The 21,820-nt window shown below is 72.9% G+C and carries 19 protein-coding genes; 11 read left to right on the forward strand and 8 right to left on the reverse strand.

Features of this window, described 5'->3' with window-relative positions; genetic code table 11:
• Positions 1-272 precede the first annotated feature (272 nt).
• The 3 genes from SNE206_RS16125 (at position 273) to SNE206_RS16135 (ending at position 4,601) form a co-directional block, all read left to right on the forward strand.
• A complete protein-coding gene (locus SNE206_RS16125; protein ID WP_407914051.1) occupies positions 273-2,819 on the forward strand; it encodes a hypothetical protein in 2,547 nt (848 codons plus the stop codon).
• 229 nt (positions 2,820-3,048) lie between these two features.
• Positions 3,049-3,372 (forward strand): YciI family protein, encoded by a 324-nt coding sequence (locus tag SNE206_RS16130; RefSeq protein ID WP_407914052.1) that lies wholly within the window; start codon positions 3,049-3,051, stop codon positions 3,370-3,372.
• Entirely contained in the window at positions 3,369-4,601 is a 1,233-nt protein-coding gene (locus SNE206_RS16135) for an RNA polymerase sigma factor (protein WP_407914053.1), read from the forward strand. The genes SNE206_RS16130 and SNE206_RS16135 overlap by 4 nt, the downstream gene beginning before the upstream one ends.
• 181 nt (positions 4,602-4,782) lie before the next feature.
• Here SNE206_RS16135 and SNE206_RS16140 read toward each other — a convergent pair whose 3' ends face one another.
• Entirely contained in the window at positions 4,783-6,006 is a 1,224-nt protein-coding gene (locus tag SNE206_RS16140) for a cytochrome P450 (protein WP_407914054.1), read from the reverse strand.
• Positions 6,007-6,170: 164 nt separating this feature from the next.
• A complete protein-coding gene (locus SNE206_RS16145) occupies positions 6,171-6,368 on the reverse strand; it encodes a ferredoxin (protein WP_407914055.1) in 198 nt (65 codons plus the stop codon).
• A gap of 255 nt (positions 6,369-6,623) precedes the next feature.
• Here SNE206_RS16145 and SNE206_RS16150 point away from each other — a divergent pair, with 255 nt between their 5' ends.
• Positions 6,624-7,829: an erythromycin esterase family protein gene (locus SNE206_RS16150; RefSeq protein WP_407914056.1), complete on the forward strand. Its 1,206-nt coding sequence runs from the start codon at positions 6,624-6,626 to the stop codon at positions 7,827-7,829.
• 161 nt (positions 7,830-7,990) lie between these two features.
• Here SNE206_RS16150 and SNE206_RS16155 read toward each other — a convergent pair whose 3' ends face one another.
• Entirely contained in the window at positions 7,991-8,278 is a 288-nt protein-coding gene (locus tag SNE206_RS16155; protein ID WP_407914057.1) for a hypothetical protein, read from the reverse strand.
• A gap of 63 nt (positions 8,279-8,341) precedes the next feature.
• On the reverse strand, positions 8,342-9,145 hold the full coding sequence (locus SNE206_RS16160) for a DUF6597 domain-containing transcriptional factor (protein WP_407914058.1): 804 nt from the start codon (positions 9,143-9,145) through the stop codon (positions 8,342-8,344).
• Positions 9,146-9,213: 68 nt separating this feature from the next.
• Between SNE206_RS16160 and SNE206_RS16165 the strand changes: the two genes are divergently transcribed.
• Together SNE206_RS16165 and thpR are read left to right on the forward strand one after the other, a co-directional pair.
• Positions 9,214-9,804, forward strand: a complete 591-nt coding sequence (locus SNE206_RS16165; protein ID WP_407914059.1) for a TIGR03086 family metal-binding protein — start codon at positions 9,214-9,216, stop codon at positions 9,802-9,804.
• 254 nt (positions 9,805-10,058) lie between these two features.
• Positions 10,059-10,676: an RNA 2',3'-cyclic phosphodiesterase gene (gene thpR, locus SNE206_RS16170; protein ID WP_407914060.1), complete on the forward strand. Its 618-nt coding sequence runs from the start codon at positions 10,059-10,061 to the stop codon at positions 10,674-10,676.
• A gap of 118 nt (positions 10,677-10,794) precedes the next feature.
• On the opposite strand, the gene SNE206_RS16175 is transcribed toward thpR, so the two are convergent.
• On the reverse strand, positions 10,795-10,998 hold the full coding sequence (locus SNE206_RS16175) for a cold-shock protein (RefSeq protein ID WP_407914061.1): 204 nt from the start codon (positions 10,996-10,998) through the stop codon (positions 10,795-10,797).
• Between the two features lie 369 nt (positions 10,999-11,367).
• Here SNE206_RS16175 and SNE206_RS16180 point away from each other — a divergent pair, with 369 nt between their 5' ends.
• From SNE206_RS16180 to SNE206_RS16200, 5 genes are all read left to right on the forward strand, one after another.
• Positions 11,368-13,416, forward strand: a complete 2,049-nt coding sequence (locus SNE206_RS16180) for a SpoIIE family protein phosphatase (RefSeq protein ID WP_407914062.1) — start codon at positions 11,368-11,370, stop codon at positions 13,414-13,416.
• 234 nt (positions 13,417-13,650) lie between these two features.
• A complete protein-coding gene (locus SNE206_RS16185) occupies positions 13,651-15,066 on the forward strand; it encodes an MFS transporter (RefSeq protein WP_407914100.1) in 1,416 nt (471 codons plus the stop codon).
• A gap of 247 nt (positions 15,067-15,313) precedes the next feature.
• Positions 15,314-15,802: a DinB family protein gene (locus tag SNE206_RS16190; protein WP_407914063.1), complete on the forward strand. Its 489-nt coding sequence runs from the start codon at positions 15,314-15,316 to the stop codon at positions 15,800-15,802.
• Between the two features lie 629 nt (positions 15,803-16,431).
• Positions 16,432-17,862, forward strand: a complete 1,431-nt coding sequence (locus SNE206_RS16195; protein ID WP_407914064.1) for an arabinofuranosidase catalytic domain-containing protein — start codon at positions 16,432-16,434, stop codon at positions 17,860-17,862.
• 328 nt (positions 17,863-18,190) lie between these two features.
• Positions 18,191-19,162, forward strand: a complete 972-nt coding sequence (locus SNE206_RS16200; protein ID WP_407914065.1) for a DUF4190 domain-containing protein — start codon at positions 18,191-18,193, stop codon at positions 19,160-19,162.
• Positions 19,163-19,280: 118 nt separating this feature from the next.
• Here SNE206_RS16200 and SNE206_RS16205 read toward each other — a convergent pair whose 3' ends face one another.
• The 3 genes from SNE206_RS16205 to SNE206_RS16215 all read right to left on the reverse strand — a co-directional run bounded on the left by SNE206_RS16205 (position 19,281) and on the right by SNE206_RS16215 (position 21,805).
• Positions 19,281-20,213: an amino acid ABC transporter permease gene (locus SNE206_RS16205; RefSeq protein WP_407914066.1), complete on the reverse strand. Its 933-nt coding sequence runs from the start codon at positions 20,211-20,213 to the stop codon at positions 19,281-19,283.
• Positions 20,210-20,875: an amino acid ABC transporter permease gene (locus tag SNE206_RS16210; protein ID WP_407914067.1), complete on the reverse strand. Its 666-nt coding sequence runs from the start codon at positions 20,873-20,875 to the stop codon at positions 20,210-20,212. Before SNE206_RS16210 ends, SNE206_RS16205 begins: the two co-directional genes overlap by 4 nt.
• Positions 20,876-20,947: 72 nt before the next feature.
• Positions 20,948-21,805: a glutamate ABC transporter substrate-binding protein gene (locus SNE206_RS16215; protein ID WP_407914068.1), complete on the reverse strand. Its 858-nt coding sequence runs from the start codon at positions 21,803-21,805 to the stop codon at positions 20,948-20,950.
• Positions 21,806-21,820: the final 15 nt, after the last annotated feature.

The following is a 21,820-nucleotide window of genomic DNA, read 5'->3' on the forward strand; positions in this document are numbered from 1 at the left end:
TTCCGGCCGGCCAGGTGTCAGATGCCAGGTCCGGATCCGTCGGCCGCCGGTGTCCAGGTGACGCCGAAAGCGTGGGAACGTGTGCGCCTCCGGATCATTCGTGCGATTACTTTCGGCCCCGGAGAGGCCCGAACGGCGTGATCCAGATCCAGGACGCCCCGCCGGCCACCACTTCTTCGGATTTCCCGACCGGATTCCCGTCGGCCCCTACCGTCAGGAACGGGCAGAGGCCGGCAGCGTGCCGGCCGCCCGACGAGCAAGGTGGGGAATCCATGCGGACACACCTCCTCCCATCCCGGACATCCGCCCTCCTGCGAGCGTTCTCGGCCGTCGCGCTGACGGCCGCCCTGCTGACCGGGGCCGGCGCACCGGCCCGAGCCGCGGGCGCACCCGCCGCGGCTCCCGCCGCTCCCGCCGCGGCATCGGCCTCCACGCTGACGAAGTCCGTGCAGAACGTCACGCACCCCGGTGCCGCCACCGCCGACCACGGCGACACGGTGAACTGGGTCATCGGCTACCGCAACGCGGCCGAGTCCCCGGCGGGCGCCCCCGCCGTGATCACCGACCCGATCAGCGGCGCCGGCACCGCCCAGGCGTACGTGCCCGGTTCGCTGCGCACCCCGCCCGGCTGGACGCCGTCGTGGTCCACCGACGGATCGACCTTCACCCCGACCGATCCGGGCGGTGCCGCGGTCGCGGTGCGCGCCGAGAACGCCTCGGCCCGTCCCGGCGGCACCGACCTGGGGGCGCCGCTGCTCGCACCGGTGCGGCCCACCGCGCAGTCCACCGGCGGCGACGGGTTCACGCCGATCCTGCACCGCACGGCGCTCGGGGAGGTGGAGTCCTGGAACATCTACCACCACGCGGCCGCCGCCGCCCGGCAGGTGGTGTGCAGCAGCCTGACCACCGGTCAGCCGTGCACCGGCGGACCGTGGCCGCGGCCGCTCAACAGCACTCCCGGTCCGCTCGGCTCCGGCAACACCGGTGACATCTCCAGCCCGCTCACCCCCCAGTACGTCCAGGACCCCGACCGGGCCGGGGTCGTCTACTACCCGGGCGTCTCGGCGGGCTCCGCCGGCGTCGGCTGCCTGGATCTCGTCGCCCGGGCGAACTGCGGCTTCTTCGCCCTCGTGGCGTCCGGCACCTCGCCCTCCTCCGCCAACAACCTGGGCGGCGTCGTCGCCGTCGGCGGCAACCTGTACGGCGTGGCGAGCACCGGACGCGTCCTGTGCCTGGCCATGGCGTCCCGCACGCCGTGTCCCGGCCAGCCGTACGCGGCGATCGTGCCGCCCAACCACGACCTGCCGGGCAGCCCCGGCGGCCTCTACCAGGGTGCGCTGACCGTGGCCGACGGCAAGGTCTTCGCCTCCTCCGCGCCGCTCACCACGGGATCCAGTGCGGCGGCCCCGCCCGCCCTGGGCTGCTTCGACCCGGCGAGCGGCACCGTGTGCACCGGCTGGGACACCCCGCACCCCGCCGGCCCCAGCGCCGCGTACAACACCTACAACGCCTACACCGCCTACGACACCGCGGGCCGGGCCGAGGGCGTCTGCACCACCACCGTGGGCGGCCCGACCCTCGCCACGGTCTGCTACACGCTCGCCGGGGCGCCGCTGACCCCGCTCGGCAGTCTCGCCGGCATCAACGGCGGTGCCTACGTGTTCAACCCCGAGACGGTCACCACCGACGGCACGACCCGCAGCTACTTCCCGATCTGGAACGGCGGCATCGCCGGCGCGACGGTCTGCCACGACTGGACGCACGCCGCGCCCTGCGCCGGATTCCCGCTGCCCGCGACGCACCCGGGCGTCAACGGCGGTGCCACCCGCGACTACGGTTACAGCTACGACGCCACCACCCGGTGCCTGATCGCCCTCGGCGACGCCGGGGTGCTGTTCTCCCTCGACCCCGCCTCCGGAACCTCCCCCTGCGTGCACTCCGGAGCCACCGTCACGCTCCGCCCGTCGGACTTCTACTGCGACGGGGCTTCCGGCCACGTCCAGGCGTACACCCGGGCACGCCTGGACGACATCGACATCACCCACGTCGACCTGGCGGCCTCGCACGTGACCGTCGCCGACCCGGACGGCACCGTTCTCGCCGAGCCGCCGCTGACCTCCTCCGGCACGGTGGACCTCTCCGCGGTCAGCGCCACCGACCACCCCGCCCTCACCGTCACCGTCCAGCTCGTTCTGACCTCCACCGGTGACTTCACCACCGACCACCACCCCGCCCTGGTGGTCGGCTACCAGGGCGACGCCCCCCAGGTGTGCTTCCGCACGGTCGTCACAGCGGACTGCGCCACCACCCAGCTCACCGACACCGCCACCGGGACGGACACGACCGGCCCGATCACCTCCGGCACCGTGACCGTGGCCGTGGCCCCCGGTGCCGCGTGCCGACCGCACGTGACGGTCGTCAAGGAGATCTGCGCGTCGGACCACCCGCACAACTGCGGACCCGGCGGGGCCGGCCCCTGGGCCAAGATCAGTCCCGTCGGCCTGCTGCGGCTGCTCGGCACGGCCTACTGGCGGATCACCGTCACCAACGCCGGACCGGTGGGCGCCGCCGGCGTGACCGTCAACGACGCCGTGACACCCGCCTGCCGTACGGCGGCCGGCACCTTCGACCTGGCGGCCGGAGCCGGCCGTCAGGTGTACTGCAACTCCTTCCTGCTGGCCCTGCCGGTGACGAACACCGCCTCGGCCACCTTCGTCCCGGCCAACTCGCCCCCGGGCACCGCGCCCAGCACCACCGCGCCGTCCTCCGCGGTGGCGTGCTCGCTGCTGTGCATCCTGGCGGCGCCCGACCCGGCCTGATCCCGGCCTGATCCCGACCCGACCGGATCCGACCGGATCCGACCCGGGTACGGCGGGGCGGTCCGGGAACGTCCGGACCGCCCCGCCGGACGGGCGGGGCGAATCGGGAGCGCCGGAAATTTCCCGGAAGAAATCCGGGAGATGGTGTCGGATCGGGGCGGAGGCGTTCGTTGTACGGGTGAGCGGCCGCCCGCGAGGGGCGCCCCCGAAGCGCAGGAGACGACCCGAGATGCAGTACATGGTTTCCGTGATCTTCGACAACGCGGACCTGGCCACCCAGGAGGAGCAGGACGCGATCGACGTGTTCAACGACCGGCTGGTGGCCGGGGGCCACTGGGTCTTCGCCGGGGGCCTCGGAGGTCCCGACACGGCCACGGTGATCGACAACCGGGACGGGGAGGCGATGTTCACCGACGGGCCGTTCCTGGAGTCGAAGGAGTTCCTCGCCGGCTTCTGGATCATCGAGGCCGCGGACCTCGACGTGGCGACCGAGCTGGCCGCCGAGGGCTCGAAGGCCTGCAACCGGAAGGTCGAGGTGCGGCCGTTCCTGTGAACGACGCCGATGTCCGGGAGGCGATCACCCGGGCCCACCGTGAGGAGTGGGCCCGGGTGGTCGCCGCCCTGACCAGGCGCTTCGGAGACCTCGACATCGCCGAGGAGGCGTCGGCCGAGGCGTTCGCGACCGCCGTCGAGCGCTGGCAGGCCGACGGCGTGCCGCCCAACCCCGGGGCGTGGCTCACCACCACCGCCCACCGCAAGGCCGTCGACCGGATCCGGCGCGAGCACAAGCGCGGCGACAAGCAGAAGGAGGCTCAGCTGTTGTACGACGACGACCCGCCCGAGCCTGCCGGCCCCGTCGACGACGAGCGGCTCCGGCTGATCTTCACCTGCTGCCACCCGGCGCTGGCGATGCAGACCCGCGTGGCGCTGACACTGCGCATGGTCGGCGGTCTGACCGTGCCCGAGATCGCCCGCGCCTTCCTGGTGCAGGAGAGCGCCATGGGGCAGCGGATCACCCGGGCGAAAGCCAAGATCAAGGCGGCCCGCATCCCCTGGCGGGTGCCGTCCGAGCAGGACCTCCCGGCACGGGTCGGCGGCGTGCTCGCCGTGCTGTTCCTCGTCTTCAACGAGGGCTACCTGGCGACCGGCCCCGACACCGGTCCCGTCCGGCACGACCTGACCGCCGAGGCGATCCGGCTCACCCGCCTGGTCCGTGCCCTCATGCCGCAGGACGGTGAGGCGGCCGGGCTGCTGGCACTGATGCTCCTCACCGAAGCCCGCCGTGCGGCCCGGGTCTCGGCGAGCGGCGAACTGGTCGCCCTCGGCGAGCAGGACCGCGGAGCCTGGGACGCGACACTCATCGCCGAGGGCCATCGGCTGGTGCGCGAGCGCCTGGCCACCGGGTCGGCCCCGGGCCGCTACCAGATCCTCGCGGCGATCAACGCCGTGCACACCTCCGCCCGCGACCAGCGCGACACCGACTGGTCGCAGGTCGTCGCCCTCTACGACCAGCTCGTCCGCCTCGACCCCTCGCCGGTCGTCGCCCTCAACCGGGCCGTCGCGGTCGCCGAGACCGACGGCCCGCAGGTGGCGCTGGCGGCCGTCGACCGTCTCGATGACGCGCTGGCCGGCTATCACGCCTACCACGCGACCCGCGCCGACCTGCTGCGCAGGCTGGGCCGCAGCCACGAGTCGCGCGCGGCCTACGACCGGGCGATCGGCCTGGCGGGCAACACCGCCGAGACCGCCTACCTGACCCGCCGGCGCGACCAGCTGGCGTAGTGCACGTCGGCTCCGGCCCGGAGTCCGACGGTGTCCCGACAGCAGAGGCGGCGCGGGGCCGGTACGACGGCAGGTCCGGCAAGCCCGGCAGTTCCGCGGCCGTGCACTGCGTCCGTCGGCCCTGTCCGCCGGCCCCGCGCCGGCCCCTGCCCGCGGGCAGGGGCCGGCGGTCTCGGCCGGTTCACCAGGCGACCGGCAGTTCCTCCACGCCGTAGACGACCATGCCGGTGCGGTAGCGGAGGTCGTCGAACGGGACGGCGAGCCGAAGGCCGGGCAGCCTGCGCAGCAGCGTCTCCAGGGCGATCTGCAGTTCCACCCGGGCCAGCGGCTGGCCCAGGCACTGGTGCACGCCGAAGCCGAACGCGAAGTGGCGGCGGGCGTCGCGGGTCACGTCGAGACGGTCGCCGCCGGTGAACACCAGCTCGTCGCGGTTGGCGGTGGACAGCATGCACAGCACGCCCTCGCCGGCCCGGACGGTCGTGCCGGCCAGTTCCACGTCCTCGGAGGCGACCCGGGGGACGCCCAGGTGCACCACCGTCAGGTAGCGCAGCAGTTCCTCCACCGCGCCCTTGACCAGGGCGGGTTCGGCCCGCAGCCGGTCCGCCTGCCCGGGGTGCCGCAGCAGTGCGAGGGTGCCGAGGGCGGTCATGTTGGCCGTCGTCTCGTGTCCGGCCACGAGCAGCAGCAGGCCCGTCGCGGCGGTTTCGGCGAGGTTCGTGTCGGGCCGTCGGACGAGGCGGCCGAGCAGGCTGTCGTCCGGCTCGCGCTGCTTCCGGCCGGCGAGGTCGGTGAGGTAGCCGATCAGCTCCTGCTGGGCCGATCGGACGGTCTCGACCGAGCCGGTGAGGTCGAGCAGGGCCCGGCTGCGGCTCTGGAAGAACGCGTGGTCCGCGTAGGGGACTCCGAGCAGGTGGCAGATGACCAGCGAGGGCACCGGCAGCGCGTAGGCGTCGACCAGGTCGGCGGGCGATCCCTGCGCGACCATGGTGTCGAGCGCGGCGTCCACCAGCCGCTGGATCTCCGGCCGCATGGCCTCGATCCGCTTGACGATGAAGTCGCCGGTGAGCATGCGGCGCTGGCGGGCGTGCTCGGGGTCGTCCAGCCGGATGAAGGTGGGTGTCGTCCGGTCGAGCAGTTCGCGGCGGCCGGGGGAGAGGAACGGGAAGCCGGGGTGCCGGGCGTCGGCGCTGAACCTGCTGTCGCCGAGGACGGACCGTACCTGTGCGTGGCCGGTGACCAGCCAGCAGGGGGCTCCGTCCCAGAGGGTGACCCGGCTGATCGGGCCGGTCCCGCGGTGGGCGTCCTCGTAGGCGGGCGGCGGGGAGAAGGGGCAGCCGTCGGGCCGGTCGGCCGGGACGGCCGGCGCGGGGGCGGTGTCGTCGTGCGTGGGGGTGGCGATGGTCATGCCGGTCCTTCCGCATACGGGTGGTCGCGCGGTTCGGGGGTGGGGAGCGGCCGGCGCCGCGCATCGCCGTGCCGCCGTGCGCGGCGGCGGCCGGGCGGCCGCGGTCCGTGCGGACCGGTCCCGGCGGTTCGCGCAGGGTCGTTGCGAATGTCCGGTACGGGTCTTCACGTGTCCCGGAGGGTGATGGCACCGCCCGGGCAGAGGGCGGCGGCCAGGCGGACGGTGGCCTGTTCCGCCGGGTCGGGCCGCTCCGTCAGCAGCCGGACGAGGCCGTCGTCCTCGCTCTGGTCGAACACTGCGGGAGCGGTCAGCACGCACTGACCCGAACCACAGCAGCGGTCTTGATCAACGGTCACCTGCATCGCGGCACCTCGGGGGGAGGGGAAAGTTGCCTCGGTCAACCGCTCTCAGGTTAGCTCATGCCAAGTCGCATACGGAGAACTCTTCCGCGAGCCGCACCGGGCTTGGCCGGAATCGGTGCGGCGGCGGCCCGATCCAGTACCCCGGAAGTGGCGGCGCGCGATCCGGCGCCCGCGCCTGCCGCCGCCCGCCGTCGCCCACCGGTCGGTGCGGCACCACTTGACCTGAAGTCAGCTTCACTTATCAGACTGGGCGGCATGCCGAACGACGCCACCGCCCGCCGCCACCCGCTCCCCGCCGACCGGTACCCTGCCGGTCCACAGCCCTCCGGAGCACTGCCGCTCTCCGCCGCCGTGCTCGACGAGATCGCCGGTCGACTCGCCGCCGCGTCGACGGTCGTCGGCATCGGGGAGTCCACGCGGTTCTCCCGGGAGACCTTCGGCGTGCGGGACGAGCTCTTCCGCCGACTGGTCCGGGACCACGGGTTCCGTGCGCTGGCCGTCCAGGACGACACCGCTGCCGGAGCCGCCCTCGACGCGTACGTGCTCGGCGGCGAAGGTCCGGCCGAAGCCGCGTTGGCGGGTGCCTGGGGCCCGTGGCGCACCCGCGAGATGGCCACCGCCCTGGAGTGGATCCGGGCCTTCAACGCGGACCGCACGGACGATCCCGTCCGCGTTCTCGGGGTGAAGCCCGTGCAAGCACGGCCCGCCGACTACGACACCGTCCTCGACCACGTCCGCACGTCCGCGCCGGAACTCCTCGCCGAAGCCGCCTCCCACCTGGACCCGATCCGCACCGCCCACCGGACCGACGAACACGTGCAGCGCGCACGGGGGATCCACCCCGGGCGCCCGTTCGCCGCGCACGCCCGCGACGCACTCGCACTGGTGGAGGCCCTGCCCGGCGCCGACCCGGTGCTGCCGAACATGCGGCTGATCGTGGACTTCCACGAACGCAGTGTCGCCGGACGGGCCGCCTACGCGGGTGAGGCGGGGATCTGGGCGGACGCCATCGGCGCCGCCCACGACCGGACCGGCCGGCGCACCGTCTACTGGGACGGCATCGCGCACACGTCGGCCGCCAGGACGACCCTGGGCCTGGCCCCGGAACGCGGACCCCAGGACGGCGTGGGCAGCCTGCTGCGCACGCGCTACGGCACGCAGTACGTCTCCGTGGCCATCGGCTTCCACCACGGGGACCTCGGCGTCGCCGTCGTCCCGGAACCCTCCGGGGACCTGGTGGACGCACGGCTCGGCGAGGTCGACCGGCCCGCCCACTGGCTGGACCTGCGGCACGAGGACGAACGGCTCCGCTGGGACGGACCGGCGAAGGCCCGCGTCATCAGCGGCATCTACACCCCGGCCCGTGACGCTGCCGAGCACCTGGCCGTCGACTCCCTTGCCGACGCCTTCGACGTGCTCATCCACGTCCGCGAGGTGTCGCCGGTGCACCGCCTGCCGTGACCACGACCGTTCGCCAGGTGGCGTGACCGTCCGGTTCAGGACCCGTACGGGATGCCAGGATCGCGCTTCTCCGCCGTCGGCCCGGGACCGGTGGCAGAGGCCCGTCGGCCTTGACCGCCTGATCGGCGCCCGGCGGTCAGGCTGCCTGCCGGTCGGGTTCCTCACAGCGCCCTGAGGACGTCCTTGAGCAGGCGCCGGATCTTCCGCCACGGGGTGGCGGTGGTACGCCAGTTCTTCTCCGCCTCGACACTGGCGCGCGTGACGGCGAGTTCCTTGCCCGTGGTGCGGACCATGTCGATCCGGTGGGTGATGTCCGTCAGCACGTTCAGGTGGTAGGGCCCGATGCCGAGACAGGACGCGGCCTCCTCCCGGGTCGTCCAGGGGCCGTCCGGCGGCAGGTCGCGGTAGGCGAAGGGTATCTGCGGGAGGCGGTCCGTCCAGGTCTTCACCACGGCATTGTCGCGGGGGGCGCGGCCGGACAGCACGCCGGGCACTGCCGGAGGAGTTCCGGGTCATCTCCCGCCGCGGAGGTACCGGGAGGGCGTGACGCCGACCGCCGCGGTGAAGTCGCGCGTGAGGTGGGCCTGGTCGGCGTAACCGAGATCGGAGGCGAGCGCCGCCCAGTCGGCGGTGCCGCTGTCGGCACGCTGTGCCGCCTCGTGGAGACGGGCGCGGCGCAGCACCCACTTCGGGGAGACGCCCACGTACTCGGCGAAGAGGCGCTGCATGGTGCGCGGCGAGATCTCGAAGCGGGCGGCGGCCTGTTCGACGCGGACCATGGTGTGATCGGCCGCCATCGCCCCGACCATGGCGGCGACCTGGACCGCCTGAGGGTCCGGCCGGGTGGGGACGCGGGTGAGCAGGAGGCCCTCGACGAGGCTCACCATCCCGTCCGTGTCCGTGCGGGCAAGGACACGCGGGCAGAGCTCGTCGGCCTCCGGGCCGAAAGCGCCGGCAGCGGGCAGGACCCGGTCGGTCAGTTCCCGGACCGGGCCGGAGGCGAACGCGCGGAAGCCGCCCGGGAGGAATTTGACCCCGTGCACCTGGCCCGCCCCGATCAGGCGGCGGGCGTAGACCCCGCGCGTCACGCCGTGGACGAGCGGCCCCGACTCCTCGAAGACCAGGTGGACGTTGGGATGCGAGAGCACCCGCTGCTCGTACGGCGGCTGCCCGGTCACGTCCCAGCGGACGATCCAGTGGTACTCCACGTAGGCCGCGAGGGCAGGCCCGGGCGGTACGGGCGTGACCGTGAACCGGCTCGCGCCCTGCCCGGGGTGCAGGACGCCTCTTCCCGCGTTCGGAACCCTCTGCGCCATGCCGGCAACCCTACGCGTGTCGCGTTTCTTCAAGACCGTCGGCGCACGGCGTCCCTACCCTCCTCCTCATGAACGACGATCCCGAACTGCCCGCTCTGTACACCTCGCTGTGCAACGCCGCCGCCGAGACCGTTCGCGTCGTACGCGGTGTCCGCGACGATCCGGCCGTGCTGGGGGCCGCGACGCCCTCGGCCGAGTGGGACCTGCGTACGGTCGTGAACCACCTGATCCTGTGGACCGCCCACAACTTCGCGCTGCGTGCGGAGGGCGACGCGGTCCCGGCCGAGTGGTACGAACGCGACTTCACCGCCGAGCCGGGCTGGGCCGATGCCTACGCCGAGCAGGTCGACAAGGCGCTGGCCGCCTGGTCCGAGCCGGCGGTCTGGGAGCGGGAGATGCCGATGGGCGACTCCGTGGTCCCGGCTGCCGCGATCGCCGGGATGGTCCTGGTGGAGTACGCCCTGCACGGGTGGGAGGCCGCACGGGGCTCCGGCGGGAGTTACCGGCTCGACGAGGCCACGTCCGCGGCCGTGCTCGACCAGGTCGAGCAGTGGGCCGAGATGTTCCGCCGCTACGACGGCTTCGCCGCGTCCGTCCCGATCCCGGACGACGCACCGGCGTTCGACCGCGCCCTGGCACTGTCCGGCCGCAAGGTGTGAACGCAGGCCGACCGTACGGTGTTCGGCCCCGGCGGTGCGCACCCCCGCTCCCCGAGCGGGAACCTCCCCTCCGCTGCGCAGGGGCCCGCTGCGCAGGGGGAGCCGAGGGGCCGGAGGCCGTCATGGGCGAGGCGTCCCCGGATGCCGCGCGGGTGGTGCCGGTGCCGGTGCCGGTGCCGGTGTTGGCAGCCGGTGCCTGCGGCCGGGTCCGGTGCCGGCAGCCGGGAACGACGGAGAGGTGCTAGAAATCCCTGGTGGACGATCACCCCGAGCCCTCGACCCTGCGCGTCTTCGTGGCGCTGGCCCCGCCCGACGACGCCAAGGACGAGCTGGCCCACGTCCTGCAGCCCGCCTACGCCAGGTACCCGCGGCTGCGGTGGAACCGGATCGAGGACTGGCACATCACCCTGGCCTTCCTCGGCGAACTGCCCTCCACGGCAGTGCCGCTGCTGCGGTCGGCGCTGGCCGGCCGGGCCGCGTCGCACCCCGCCCTGCAGCTGGCCCTGCGCGGGGGCGGCCACTTCGACGAGCGACTGCTGTGGAGCGGGATCGACGGTGACCTGGAGGGACTGCACCTGCTCGCCACCGACGTCCGGCACCTGGTCGGATCCTGCGGGATCGAGTTCAGGGACCGCCCGCTGCGCCCCCATCTGACGCTGGCACGGGCCCGTCGCGACGATCCCGTCGGTGTGCCGCAGGCCGCGGCCGGGCTCGCCGGGTTCGTGGGCCGGCCGTGGCAGGCCGAGCGTCTCCACCTGGTCGGCAGCAACACCGGCCGTGGTCCCGGGCCGATCCGGTACCGCGACATCGAGGCCTGGCCGTTCGGCTCCGCGGTCCGGGCCGGGGACGGCAGCGCTCCCGCCGGGCCGTAGCCGGCCGGCGGACGGGCGTCTCCCCGCGCCGCCCCGCCCGGTGCGGAGCGGCAGCGCGGTGCGGAGCAGCAACGGCGAAGGCCCGGAGCGGCGTGGCTCCGGGCCTTCGGAAGACGGCTTACTCAGGAACGATGTTCTCGGCCTGAGGGCCCTTCTGGCCTTGCGTGACGTCGAACCGGACCCGCTGGCCCTCCTGGAGCTCACGGAACCCCTGGCTGGCGATGTTCGAGTAGTGGGCGAACACGTCCGGGCCGCCGCCGTCCTGCTCGATGAAGCCGAAGCCCTTCTCGGCGTTGAACCACTTCACGGTTCCCAGAGCCATGCTGTTCTCCTTCCGGGAGACGGGTTCCGCGCGGCGCGGAACCCGGAGACGATCGCCTGGTCCGGAGGATGCTGAACAGCAAGAACGCCCACGGCGAACCGCGGGCGGAACTTCGGAACCACGACTGCGTGATCAAAACGTTACACGATTTGCCGGTGTCGAACCAGGGCGGCCGACCCGCCGCGACCCCGCCGACCCGCCGCGACCCCGCCGACCCGCCGCGCGGCCCGTGTGCCGAAAAGCGTCCCGGACAGCACACTCGTGACAGGGCTCCCCCGGCCGGTGGGGTGCGTCCGGGGAGGAGCCGATGTCCGAACCGCTGACCGGCGCCGCGACCGCGGCACCCGGCCCCGGCGGGGTGCCGCCGTGGTGAGCGGCGAGCCGGTCCCGGACCTGCGGGTGTTCGACGACGCGGTGGCCGCCGTCGCGCTGCTGGCCGGCCCCGAGCACCGCCCGATCTACACCAACGCGGCGTTCACCCGGTTGTTCGGCGCCCACCGGAGGGGGCTGCCGGCCGCCGAGGCGTTCCCCGATCCGGACGGCCGGCGGTTCCTCGACTTCCTGGACACCATCCGCGCGAGCGGGCACGAACGGCAGTCGGAGGGCGCGTACGACACACAGCCGCGAGGGGAGGAGCGGGCCAGGCACTTCGTCTACTCGTGCAGTCCCGTCGCCGCCGGCCGGGAGGAGCCGGGGATCCTCCTGGTGGCGATGGACACCACGCAGGCCACCGATGCACTGCACCGCTACGAGGCCCTGGCCTCGGCGGTCTCGCAGACGCTGTGGCTCGTGCGCCCCGACGGCACCATGCGTGAGATCCAGCCCGGCTGGGAGCGGCTGACCGGCACGCCCTGGCGATCGCCCGCGGACACCGGCTGGTCCGAGATGATCCACCCCCGCGACCTCGCCGACGTCGCGGCGACCTGGCAGGCCGCCGCCGAGGCCGATCCGCCCGAGGTCTTCGAGTGCACCTTCCGGACCCGCACCACCAGCGGGTACCGGCACATGTTCTCCCGCGCCGTGCCCGCCCTGCACGAAGGCCGCATCGTGGAGTGGATCTCCGCCACCAACGACGTCGAGGACACCTGGCGGGCCCGGCTGCGCGAACGCCTCCTCACGGCCATCGCCGCCAGCACCACCGCCGACACCGGCCCGACCGCCCGGCGCAGCGCCGCCACCGGCAGCGGCACGGCCCTGAACCGGGCCTTCCAGGCGGTCGCGGACGCGATCGTCCCCGAACTCGCCGACGCGTGCCTGATCCTGACCCTCACCCGGCCGGAGTGGCTGCTGCCCGAGCCCGAGGCGCTCGTCGAGGCCCGGACGGCAAGGCGGCTCGCCACCGCCGCCCGGCCCGGCCTGTCCCTGCCCCCGCCCCTGGACGGACAGGAGGTGCCGGTCTCCCCGGCGCTGCGCGAGGCCCTGGACCGGCGCGCACCGCAGACCGTCACCTTCCCCACCGGCGCCGTGCCCGCCCACCTGGTGCCGGAGGCCACCGCCCGCTGGCTCACCGGCATCGACGCCACCAGCCTGACCCTCGTCCCGCTGATCGTCGCCGACGCGGTCTACGGCTACGCGGTGACCGTCACCTGCGGCGACAGTCCGGCACCCGGCAGGGACGACACCGAGCTGCTCCGCGAGGTCCTCCACTACGCCCAGCAGCCCATCCGCGCCATCCTGGACCACCAGCAGGCCCGCCGTACCGCCCTCGACCTGCAACGCGCCCACCTCACCACCCCGCCCGACGTCCCCGGCGCCCAGCTGGCCGCCCGCTACCAGCCCGCCTCCACGACCACCGAGATCGGCGGTGACTGGTACGACGCCTTCACCTTCCCGGACGGCACCCTCGTCCTCGACATCGGCGACGTCGCCGGGCACGACCTCACCGCGGCCACCGCCATGGGCCAGCTGCGCAGCATGCTCCGTGCCCTCGCCTACACCTGCGGTCCGAGGGCCGCTCCCGGCGGCGTCCTCGGCAGGCTCGACGCCGCCGCCGGGCACCTCACCACGGCCCCCTTCACCACCGCGATCCACGCCCACCTCGCCCCCCGCCCCGACGGCACCTGGCACCTCTCCTGGTCCAACGCCGGCCACCCGCCGCCGCTCCTCCTGCCCGCCCACGGCCCGGTCCGCCACCTGACCGGCACGGGCGAGGACCTGCCCCTGTGCGTCGACACCGGAACGGCCCGTACCACCCACCACCACGAACTCCACCCGGGTGACACCCTGCTGCTCTACACCGACGGTCTCATCGAGACCCCCGCCGCCTCCCTCACCGACGGCCAGGAGCGCCTCGCCCGGGCCGCCGCCCACCACCGGCACCTCCCGTTGCCCGGCCTGCTCGATCGCCTCCAGGAGCTGTCCGACCACCGTGACGACACCGCCCTCGTCGCCTTCCGCGCCGACACCCCGCCGATCTGAACACCTGCTCCTGAAGCCGGTCCGTGTCCGCACGTGACCGCCGGAGGGAGACGGGGGACGGCGACGGCCCGCCCGGTGCCGACACGGTGCAGCGCCCCGGAGCGTCGAGGGGCGAACCGGATCGGCCTGTGAAAACCTACGGAGATGCAAGATCGGACGGATGGCCCATCATCCGGTGGGGCCGCCGGCCGACCGGCGGGCGCGGCCCTGCTGACGGCCACCTGCGTCTCGGCCCTGATTGTCAACGCCAACACCTCGGCGGTGAGCATCCTGCTGCCGGCGATCAGCGAGGACACCGGCACGTCGCTGGGGACCTTGCAGTGGGCGATCACCGGGTACTCGCTGGTGGGCGCGGCCGTGATCGTCACGGCGGGCGCACTGGGCGACGTCTTCGGACGACGGCTGGTCTTCCTCGCCGGGTTGGCGCTGTTCATCGCCTCGTGCGCGGTGATCGCGCTCTCCGACAGCGGTGCCGGGGTGATCGCGGGCCGGGCCGTCCAGGGCGCGTCGGGGGCGACGATCCTCGCGTGCGGGATGAGCCTGCTGTCGGTGGCGACATCCGGGGAGGGGCGAGTACGTGCCGTGACCCTCTGGGGTGCCGCCTCTGCGGTGGGCGCGGCGGCCGGGCCGCTGGTGGGTGGCCTGCTGGTGGACGGCATCGGGTGGCAAGGCCTGTTCTGGATCGACGCCGCGATCGCGGTCGCGTGCATCCCGATCACGCTGACCGGTATCGCCGAGTCCCGTGACGCCGGCCGCAGCCGGTCGATCGACTTCGCGGGCACCGTGCTGATCGCCGCGGTGCTGACACCCGCGCTGCTCGCGCTGAGCGAGGGCGCGGACTGGGGCTGGACATCGGCGGGAGTGCTGGGCTGCCTCGCCCTGGCGCTGCTGGCGGCCGTGGCCTTCGTCGCGGTGGAGCGGCGGGTCTCCGAACCGCTGGTGGACCTGCGGCTGCTGCGTGATCGCGTGCTGATCGGCGCCACGGTGGCGATCCTGCTGAGCGCGGGAGTGATCAACGGCCTGATGTACCTGGTCAGCCTCTACTTCCAGAACCCGGCCACACTTGCGATGAGCCCGTTCCAGGCGGGCCTGGCGACGCTGCCCGCGACCGTGGGCCTGATCGCCGTCACCCCGCTGGTGCCCCGGTTCGTCCAGCGCCTGGGCGTCGGGCCGGTGATCGGCGCCGGTTTCGCGGCGGCGACGGCCGGCTGCGCGCTGCTGGTGGCGGTTCAGGCCGACTGGCGGTACGGAGCGTTCGTCCTGCCGCTCGTGCTGCTGGCCGCCGGTCTGGGGCTCGTCAACGGTCCGGCGAGTTCGGCGTCCACCTCCTCGGTGGCCGCCGAGGACGTCGGTGCGGCGTCCGGCATCTCCAACATGGCCCGGTACATCGGTGCCGCCGCGTTCACCGCGGCCGTGGCCACGGTGAACACCTCCGTGGGCGAATCGCAGCTCTCGGGCGGCGCCGGGACGGCGGACGCACTGGCGGACGGCCTCTCCCGGGCCTGTCTGCTGCTCACGGTGGCGTGCGGAGTGGGCGTACTGCTCTCCGTCCTCGCCGCTCGTGCCCGGCGCCGCCGGATCCGGCCGGGCGCGTACGGGGCGGCGGCGGCCGCCCACGCCCACACCGTCCGCACCGGCGACGGCGGGTGAGCCGCGAGGCCGTTGCCGTCATCCGACAGCCCAGGCAGTCCAGGCAGGTCCGGCAGGTCCGGCAGGTCCGGCAGGTCCGGCAGGTCCGGCAGGTCCGGCAGTCCCGGCGGTCCCACCGGCCCTGGAGATTTCGGCACCGCCGGATGCTCCCCGCGGATGCGAACGTGCCCGCGGCCCGCCCCGCTCGCGCCCCTGCCGCGGGTGCCCGCACGCACTGCTTGTCAGTGGCTGCCGGCACCATGCGTGCATGAACTCGGACGACAAGGAGAAGAAGGCCCTGTCGGCGTTCCTCGTGGCGCAGCGAGCCAGTGTGCTGGCCGTTGTCGACGGGCTCGACACGCAAGCCCTGACCACGTCGGTCCTGCCCTCCGGCTGGACGCCGCTCGGGCTCGTGGAACACCTGGGGCACGCGGAGCGGCACTGGTTCCAGGAGGTCGCCACCGGGACGGCCGAGCCGTTGGCATGGCCCGACGACCATGCCCCGTTGACGACTCCGCGACCGCCTGAAGCGGTTTTCGCGTTCTACCACGACCAGTGCCGGCGCTCCGACACCGTGATCGCCCGCACGCCGTTGTCGGCACCCCCGCGGGGTCGTCACCACGGTCCTCCGGTGGACGAGGTCACCGACCTGCGCTGGATCATCATGCACATGATCGAAGAGACCGCGCGTCACGCCGGTCACCTGGACATCGTCCGTGAACTCCTCGACGGACGGACCGGACTCGGACCCCGCTGAGTGCCGTCCCGGAGTCCCGTCCGGGGCGACCGGCCGAAGACCGGGCAGCGGGGCCCGTACCCGCACCCCGTCGGAGCCGGTGCGCGCTCGCCGGGTTGACCCCCGGTCGATCGGCCGTGTCGCGGCTATGGACACGCCCCTGACGGTGTGCTGTCATCTTGCTGCTCGAAGTTTACATCGTTGGAATGTGCGAGGTGATCGCACAGACCCGTAGGCGTCCGGTCCGCCCGACGCCTCTGTCCCGCATGCCCGCGGACGACATCTGCCCGTCCCGGGCGCGGTGCCGCGCCCCCGGAACGGGACCACCCCCGGAGCGGGACCACCCCCGGAGCGGGACCGCACGCGGGACGGCCCCGCGCGATCGCACCAGCACCACCGACGACCCGACGCACGGCGCTCCGGAGGTCCCGATGACGCACGGGACCGAGAACGACCGGCGCGTCCTGGACGGCTGACGCACCGCCCTGTCCCGACCGGAGGCCGGGCGGAGGCCCGCGTTGCCGGTCACCGGTCGTGCAGAGCTCCCTTTCCCCACTCCTCAGGAGCGTGACATGCAAAGACACCGGACAACCGCCGCAGGAGCGGTCGTGCGCCCGGCTGCGCAGCGGCCCGGATGGTTCAGGAAGGCCGTGCTGTCCGCCCTTGCGACGGCCGGCCTGCTGCTGGGTGCGCTGATCGGACTGCCGGGCACCGCACAGGCCGCGGGTTCGCTGCCCTGCGACATCTACGGCGGGGCCGGCACCCCCTGTGTCGCCGCGCACAGCACGGTGCGCGCGGTCTTCTCCGCCTACAACGGCCCGCTCTACCAGGTCACCCGGGCCTCGGACGGAGCCACCGCGGACATCGGGCTGCTGGCCCAGGGCGGCTACGCCAACGCCGCCCAGCAGGACGCGTTCTGTTCGAACAGCACGTGTCGCATCAACAGGATCTACGACCAGACCGCGCGGCACAACGACCTCTACCCCGGCCCGGCGGGCACCTCCGGCATGGGAGCCGACCGCGGCGCGGACGCGAGCGAGCTCGCGGTGACGGCCGGCGGCCACAAGGCGTACGGCATCTGGATCTCGCCGGGAGTCGGGTACCGGTCGCACGGGGCCGCCTCCGGCACCGCCGTCAACGGGCAGCCCGAGGGCGTCTACATGGTGGCCAGCGGCACCCACGTCGGCGCCGACTGCTGCTTCGACTACGGCAACGCCGAGAGCACGCCCGCCGACACCGGCAACGGCCACATGGACGCGGTGAGCATCGCGACCACGTGCTACTTCGCGCCGTGCACGGGATCGGGCCCGTGGATCGAGGCCGACCTGGAGAACGGGATGTTCCAGGGCGACAACGGCTCCAACACCGCCAACACCGGGAACAGCAGCCCGTTCGTCACGGCCGTCCTGAAGAACAACGGGCAGACCACCTACGCGCTGAAGGGCGGCAACGCGCAGTCCGGCGGCCTGACGACCTGGTGGAACGGTGCGCTGCCGACCCGCGGCGGCTACCGGCCGATGCAGCAGGAGGGCGGCATCATCCTGGGCATCGGCGGTGACAACAGCAACTGGAACATGGGCACGTTCTTCGAGGGCGTGATGGTCTCCGGCTACCCGACCGACGCCGCGGAGAACGCCGTCCAGGCGAACATCGTCTCCGTCGGCTACTCCGGCCAGACGAACGTCCCCAACGGCCCGCAGGGCACGATCACCGGACCCGGCGGCACGTGCGTCGACGTCGGCGCGAACGACACCGGCACCAACGGCACCGGCGTGCAGCTGTGGGACTGCCAGTCCTACGCCGAGGACCAGCACTGGACCCACAACGCCAACGGGTCGCTGAGCACGATCGGCCGCTGCCTGGACATCGTCGGCAACGGCACCGCCGCCGGCGCCCAGGTCGAACTGTGGGACTGCAACGGCGTCGGCGGCCAGCAGTGGGTGCAGCGCTCCGACGGCTCCCTGTTCAATCCGCAGTCCGGCCGCTGCCTGGACACCCCCGGCGGCAACACGGCCAACGGCACCCGGCTGCAGATCTGGGACTGCAACGGCAGCGCGGCCCAGAAGTTCGCACTCGCCTGACCGTCCGGACCGCGTCACGGCGCACGCCCACACGCTCTCCGGGGGCGCGGGGACCACCTTCCCGCGCCCCACGGTGTCCGGCATCCGGCATCCGGCATTCGGGGGTCGGTGCCCGTGCTCGCCGGGTACCTGTATGTTGATCATCCGTCGGCCCCGCGGGCGTCCCGTCCGGGGCGTCGACGTACGGCGCATCCCCGGCCGGTGACTGCTCGACAGGAGCCGGTGGCTGTTCGACGGAAATCCGGTCGCAGGCGCCACGGGATCAGGACAGACTTCGGCGTCGGGCCGAACAGCCGCTCGTCATCCCAACGCTTTCGAAGGATGCCGCATGACCACGCCTGCCCCGCCCGACAGTTCGCGGTCCGCCGGGGAACCGGCCGCCCCCAACCCGTGGGCACCGCCGGCCCCGGGTCAGGACGAGGGCCGGGGCGGGGCTCCGGCCGGGAACTTCGCCCCGGGCGGGCCGTACTGGCCGCCGTATCCGACGGCGCCGCCGCAGCCTCGCAACGGCCTGGGCACCGCCGCCATGGTGCTTGGGATCGTCGGTGCCGTCCTCAGTCTGGTCGTCGTCCTGTTCTGGCTCTCCTGGCTGCCGGCCCTGCTCGCCGTGATCTTCGGCGCCATCGGGCTGGGCCATGCGCGCAAGGGCCTGGCGACCAACCGGGCGACGGCGCTCGCGGGCGTGATCCTCGGTGTCGCCGGCCTGCTGGTCTCTGCCGGTGCCGGGGCCTTCGTCGTGGCACGGGTGCAGACGGTCCGCGACGAGCGGAAGGCGGACGAGGACGCCGCCCGCGCCCGTGCCGACGCCGTGATCGAGGCCGCCAGGCAACGGCAGGCGGAGCAGCAGGAGCGGATCGACGCCGAACGGGAGAAGGAGGCCGCGGACGAGAAGGCCCGGCGCCTGTCGTTCGGTCAGTCCTACACGTACGAGGACGGGCTGAAGGTCACCATGGCCGGGCCGGAGCCGTACGTCCCGAGCGGGACCGTGTTCGACCTGCCCAAGAACGCCAGGATCATCCAGGTGAGGATCGTCGTCGTCAACACCGGGTCCGAGGAGCTCTCGCTCTACGGGTCGGGAATGCCCTTCGTCAAGGACGCCAAGGGCGACCTCGTCTTCTCGGTGATCGACGGAAGCGGTCGGATGAAGCTGCTCCCCAACTCCCTCGCCCCCGGCGAGGAGGCCACCAGCCTGACCGCGTACGCCCTGTCGAACAGCGCCGCCGAACGGTTCTTCGTCCAGTTCGACTACGGCTCCGGGCTGAAGCGCAAGGACGTCGAATGGTCCGGCTCCGCCGGCTGACCCGGGGCCGCTCGGGCGCCGGGCGGCCGCCGGGCCGCCCGGCCGGCGACCCGGACCACCCCGGCCCCGTCGGCCCCGGCCCCGAGGACACAGTCGGCCAGGGGGCGCCCGGACGTCCTCAGGTGCCGGAGGAGCCGCCCGTTCCGCCGAGGTCGTCACGGCCCACGTGCTCGCCGGGAGTCGCCAACTCCTCGACCGCGGCCGCGCCGAGCACCGCGCCGGTGGACTTCTTCCCGCGCCGCAGCCTGCGTTCCAGCCAGGTCGCGAAGGACGTGAGCGCGAAGTTCAGCAGGACGAAGATCACCGCGACGACGGTGAAGCTGGCGATGGTGTTCGCGCCGTAGTTCGCGCTCATCGGGCGGACGGACGCGAGCAGCTCCGAGAAACCGAGCAGCGCGCCGCCCAGTGCGGTGTCCTTGACGATGACCACCATCTGGCTGACGATCGCCGGCAGCATCGCGGTCACCGACTGCGGCAGCAGCACGTAGCGCATCACCTGGTTCTTGCGCATGCCGATCGCCTTGCCCGCGTCGTCCTGGCCCCGGGGCAGGGAGAGGATCCCCGCGCGTACGATCTCCGCGAGCACGGCTCCGTTGTAGAGGACGAGACCGGTGACCACGGCGTACAGCGGCCGGCTGCCGGGGCTGACGTCCGTGAACTCGGAGTACGCGGCATTCGCGAAGAGCATCAGGATGAGCACCGGGATGGCGCGGAAGAACTCCACGAGGGTGCCGGACGCGCCCCGGACCCAGCGGTGGTCGGAGAGCCGGGCGATACCGAACAGCGCTCCGAGCGGCAGCGCGACGACCATGGAGAGCGAGGCGGCGACGAGCGTGTTCCTGAGCCCCGGCAGGAGGTAGGTCTCCCAGACGCGGGAGTCCGTGAAGAACGGGCGCCACTTGACCCATTCGAGCTGGTTCTTGTCGACGAGGCTCTGGACCACCCACCAGAGCACGGCAGCGAGGGCGATCAGGAACACCACCGTGAACAGCACGTTGCGCCGTCTTGCGCGCGGCCCCGGTGGGTCGTGGAGGACGGACGAGGAGCTCATCGCCTCACCGAGACCTTCCTGGCGACCCAGCCGAAGAAGAGCCCGGTCGGGAGGGTGAGGCAGATGAACCCGAAGGCGAAGACGGCGGAGACGAGGAGGAGCTGAGCCTCGTTCTCGATCATCACCCGCATCAGCGCCGCCGCCTCGGCGACACCGATCGCAGCCGCCACGGTGGTGTTCTTGGTCAGGGCGATCAGCACGTTCGCCAGGGGGCCCACCACGGACCGGAAGGCCTGCGGAAGCACGATGAGCCTCAGCACCTGGGGAAAGCTCAGACCGAGGGCCCGCGCCGCTTCGGTCTGGCCGACGGGCACCGTGTTGATGCCGGACCGCAGTGCCTCGCAGACGAATGCCGAGGTGTACGCGATCAGGCCGAGGACGGCGAGCCGGAAGTCGATCGTCGTGAAGTCGTCGGCGCCGAGGGTGATGCCGAGCGTCTGGAAGAGGCCCAGCGAGGTGAAGACGATGATGACCGTGAGGGGGATGTTCCGGACCACGTTGACATAGGCGGTGCCGAAGCCGCGCATCAGGGGCACGGGGCTGACGCGCATGGCGGCCAGCACGGTTCCCCAGACCAGGGCGCCGACGGCGGAGTAGAAGGTGAGCTGCACCGTCACCCAGAAGGCCCCGAGCACGTTGTAGCCCTCAAGAAAGTCGAACACGGTCTCCCCGCCTTCCGCGAGTGACGGACGAGGCGCGCCGCCTCACGGGCGGCACGCCTCGAACGACGGGCCTCAGCTGACGACGACGCCGGTCTTCGGTGCGGGCTCGTTCCGGTAGCCGGCCGGGCCGAAGTTCTTCTCGACGGCCGCGTCCCAGGAGCCGTCCGCGACCATCTTCTCCAGCGCGGTGTTGATCCGTGCGGTGAGCGCGCTGTTCTTCTGGACGCCGATGCCGTAGTTCTCGTTGCTCATCCTGAAGCCGCCGAGCTTGAACTTCCCCTTGAACTCGGGCTGCGAGGCGTACCCAGCGAGGATCGAGTCGTCGGTGGTCAGAGCATCGACGACCCCGTTCTCCAGACCGGTCAGACACTCCGAATAGCCGCCGTACTCCTGCAGCTGCGCATCCGGCGCGATCTTGGTCTTGACGTTCTGCGCCGAGGTGGAGCCGGTGACGGAGCAGAGCTTCTTGTTGTTCAGGTCCTCGGGCTTCGTGATGGAGCCGTCGTCCGACCGGATCAGCACGTCCTGGTGCGCGAGCAGGTAGGGGCCGGCGAAGTCGACCTTCTCCGCACGCGCGGGCGTGATCGAGTACGAGGCGGCGATGAAGTCGACGTCGCCGCGCTGGAGCAGCGTCTCGCGGTCGGCGCTCTTCGCTTCCTTCCACTCGATGTCGCCGGGGTCGTGGCCGAGTTCCTTGGCGACGTAGGTGGCCACATCGACGTCGAAGCCGGTGTACGTGCCGTCCGGGGTCTTCAGGCCGATGCCCGGCTGGTCGAACTTGATGCCGACGGTGATCTTCTCGCCGCCGCCCGCACCGCCGCTGCTCGAACCGCTGCCGCTGCCGCTGTCGCCGCCGGATCCGCAGCCGGAGGCGGTCAGGGACAGCCCGAGCGCCACGGCGGCCGCCAAAATGACCTTGAGAGGCTTCATGGTGATCATTCCTCG

The sequence above is a fragment of the Kitasatospora sp. NE20-6 genome (genome assembly GCF_045862635.1).

Bases quoted from the DNA above. Each gene is read 5' to 3' on its own strand.
- SNE206_RS16190 (WP_407914063.1), top strand. From the start codon at position 15,314: ATGAACTCGGACGACAAGGAGAAGAAGGCCCTGTCGGCGTTCCTCGTG.
- SNE206_RS16175 (WP_407914061.1), bottom strand. From the start codon at position 10,998: ATGGCTCTGGGAACCGTGAAGTGGTTCAACGCCGAGAAGGGCTTCGGC.
- SNE206_RS16215 (WP_407914068.1), bottom strand. From the start codon at position 21,805: ATGAAGCCTCTCAAGGTCATTTTGGCGGCCGCCGTGGCGCTCGGGCTG.
- SNE206_RS16125 (WP_407914051.1), top strand. From the start codon at position 273: ATGCGGACACACCTCCTCCCATCCCGGACATCCGCCCTCCTGCGAGCG.
- SNE206_RS16200 (WP_407914065.1), top strand. From the start codon at position 18,191: ATGACCACGCCTGCCCCGCCCGACAGTTCGCGGTCCGCCGGGGAACCG.
- SNE206_RS16130 (WP_407914052.1), top strand. From the start codon at position 3,049: ATGCAGTACATGGTTTCCGTGATCTTCGACAACGCGGACCTGGCCACC.
- SNE206_RS16150 (WP_407914056.1), top strand. From the start codon at position 6,624: ATGCCGAACGACGCCACCGCCCGCCGCCACCCGCTCCCCGCCGACCGG.
- SNE206_RS16165 (WP_407914059.1), top strand. From the start codon at position 9,214: ATGAACGACGATCCCGAACTGCCCGCTCTGTACACCTCGCTGTGCAAC.
- SNE206_RS16205 (WP_407914066.1), bottom strand. From the start codon at position 20,213: ATGAGCTCCTCGTCCGTCCTCCACGACCCACCGGGGCCGCGCGCAAGA.
- SNE206_RS16145 (WP_407914055.1), bottom strand. From the start codon at position 6,368: ATGCAGGTGACCGTTGATCAAGACCGCTGCTGTGGTTCGGGTCAGTGC.
- SNE206_RS16140 (WP_407914054.1), bottom strand. From the start codon at position 6,006: ATGACCATCGCCACCCCCACGCACGACGACACCGCCCCCGCGCCGGCC.
- SNE206_RS16160 (WP_407914058.1), bottom strand. From the start codon at position 9,145: ATGGCGCAGAGGGTTCCGAACGCGGGAAGAGGCGTCCTGCACCCCGGG.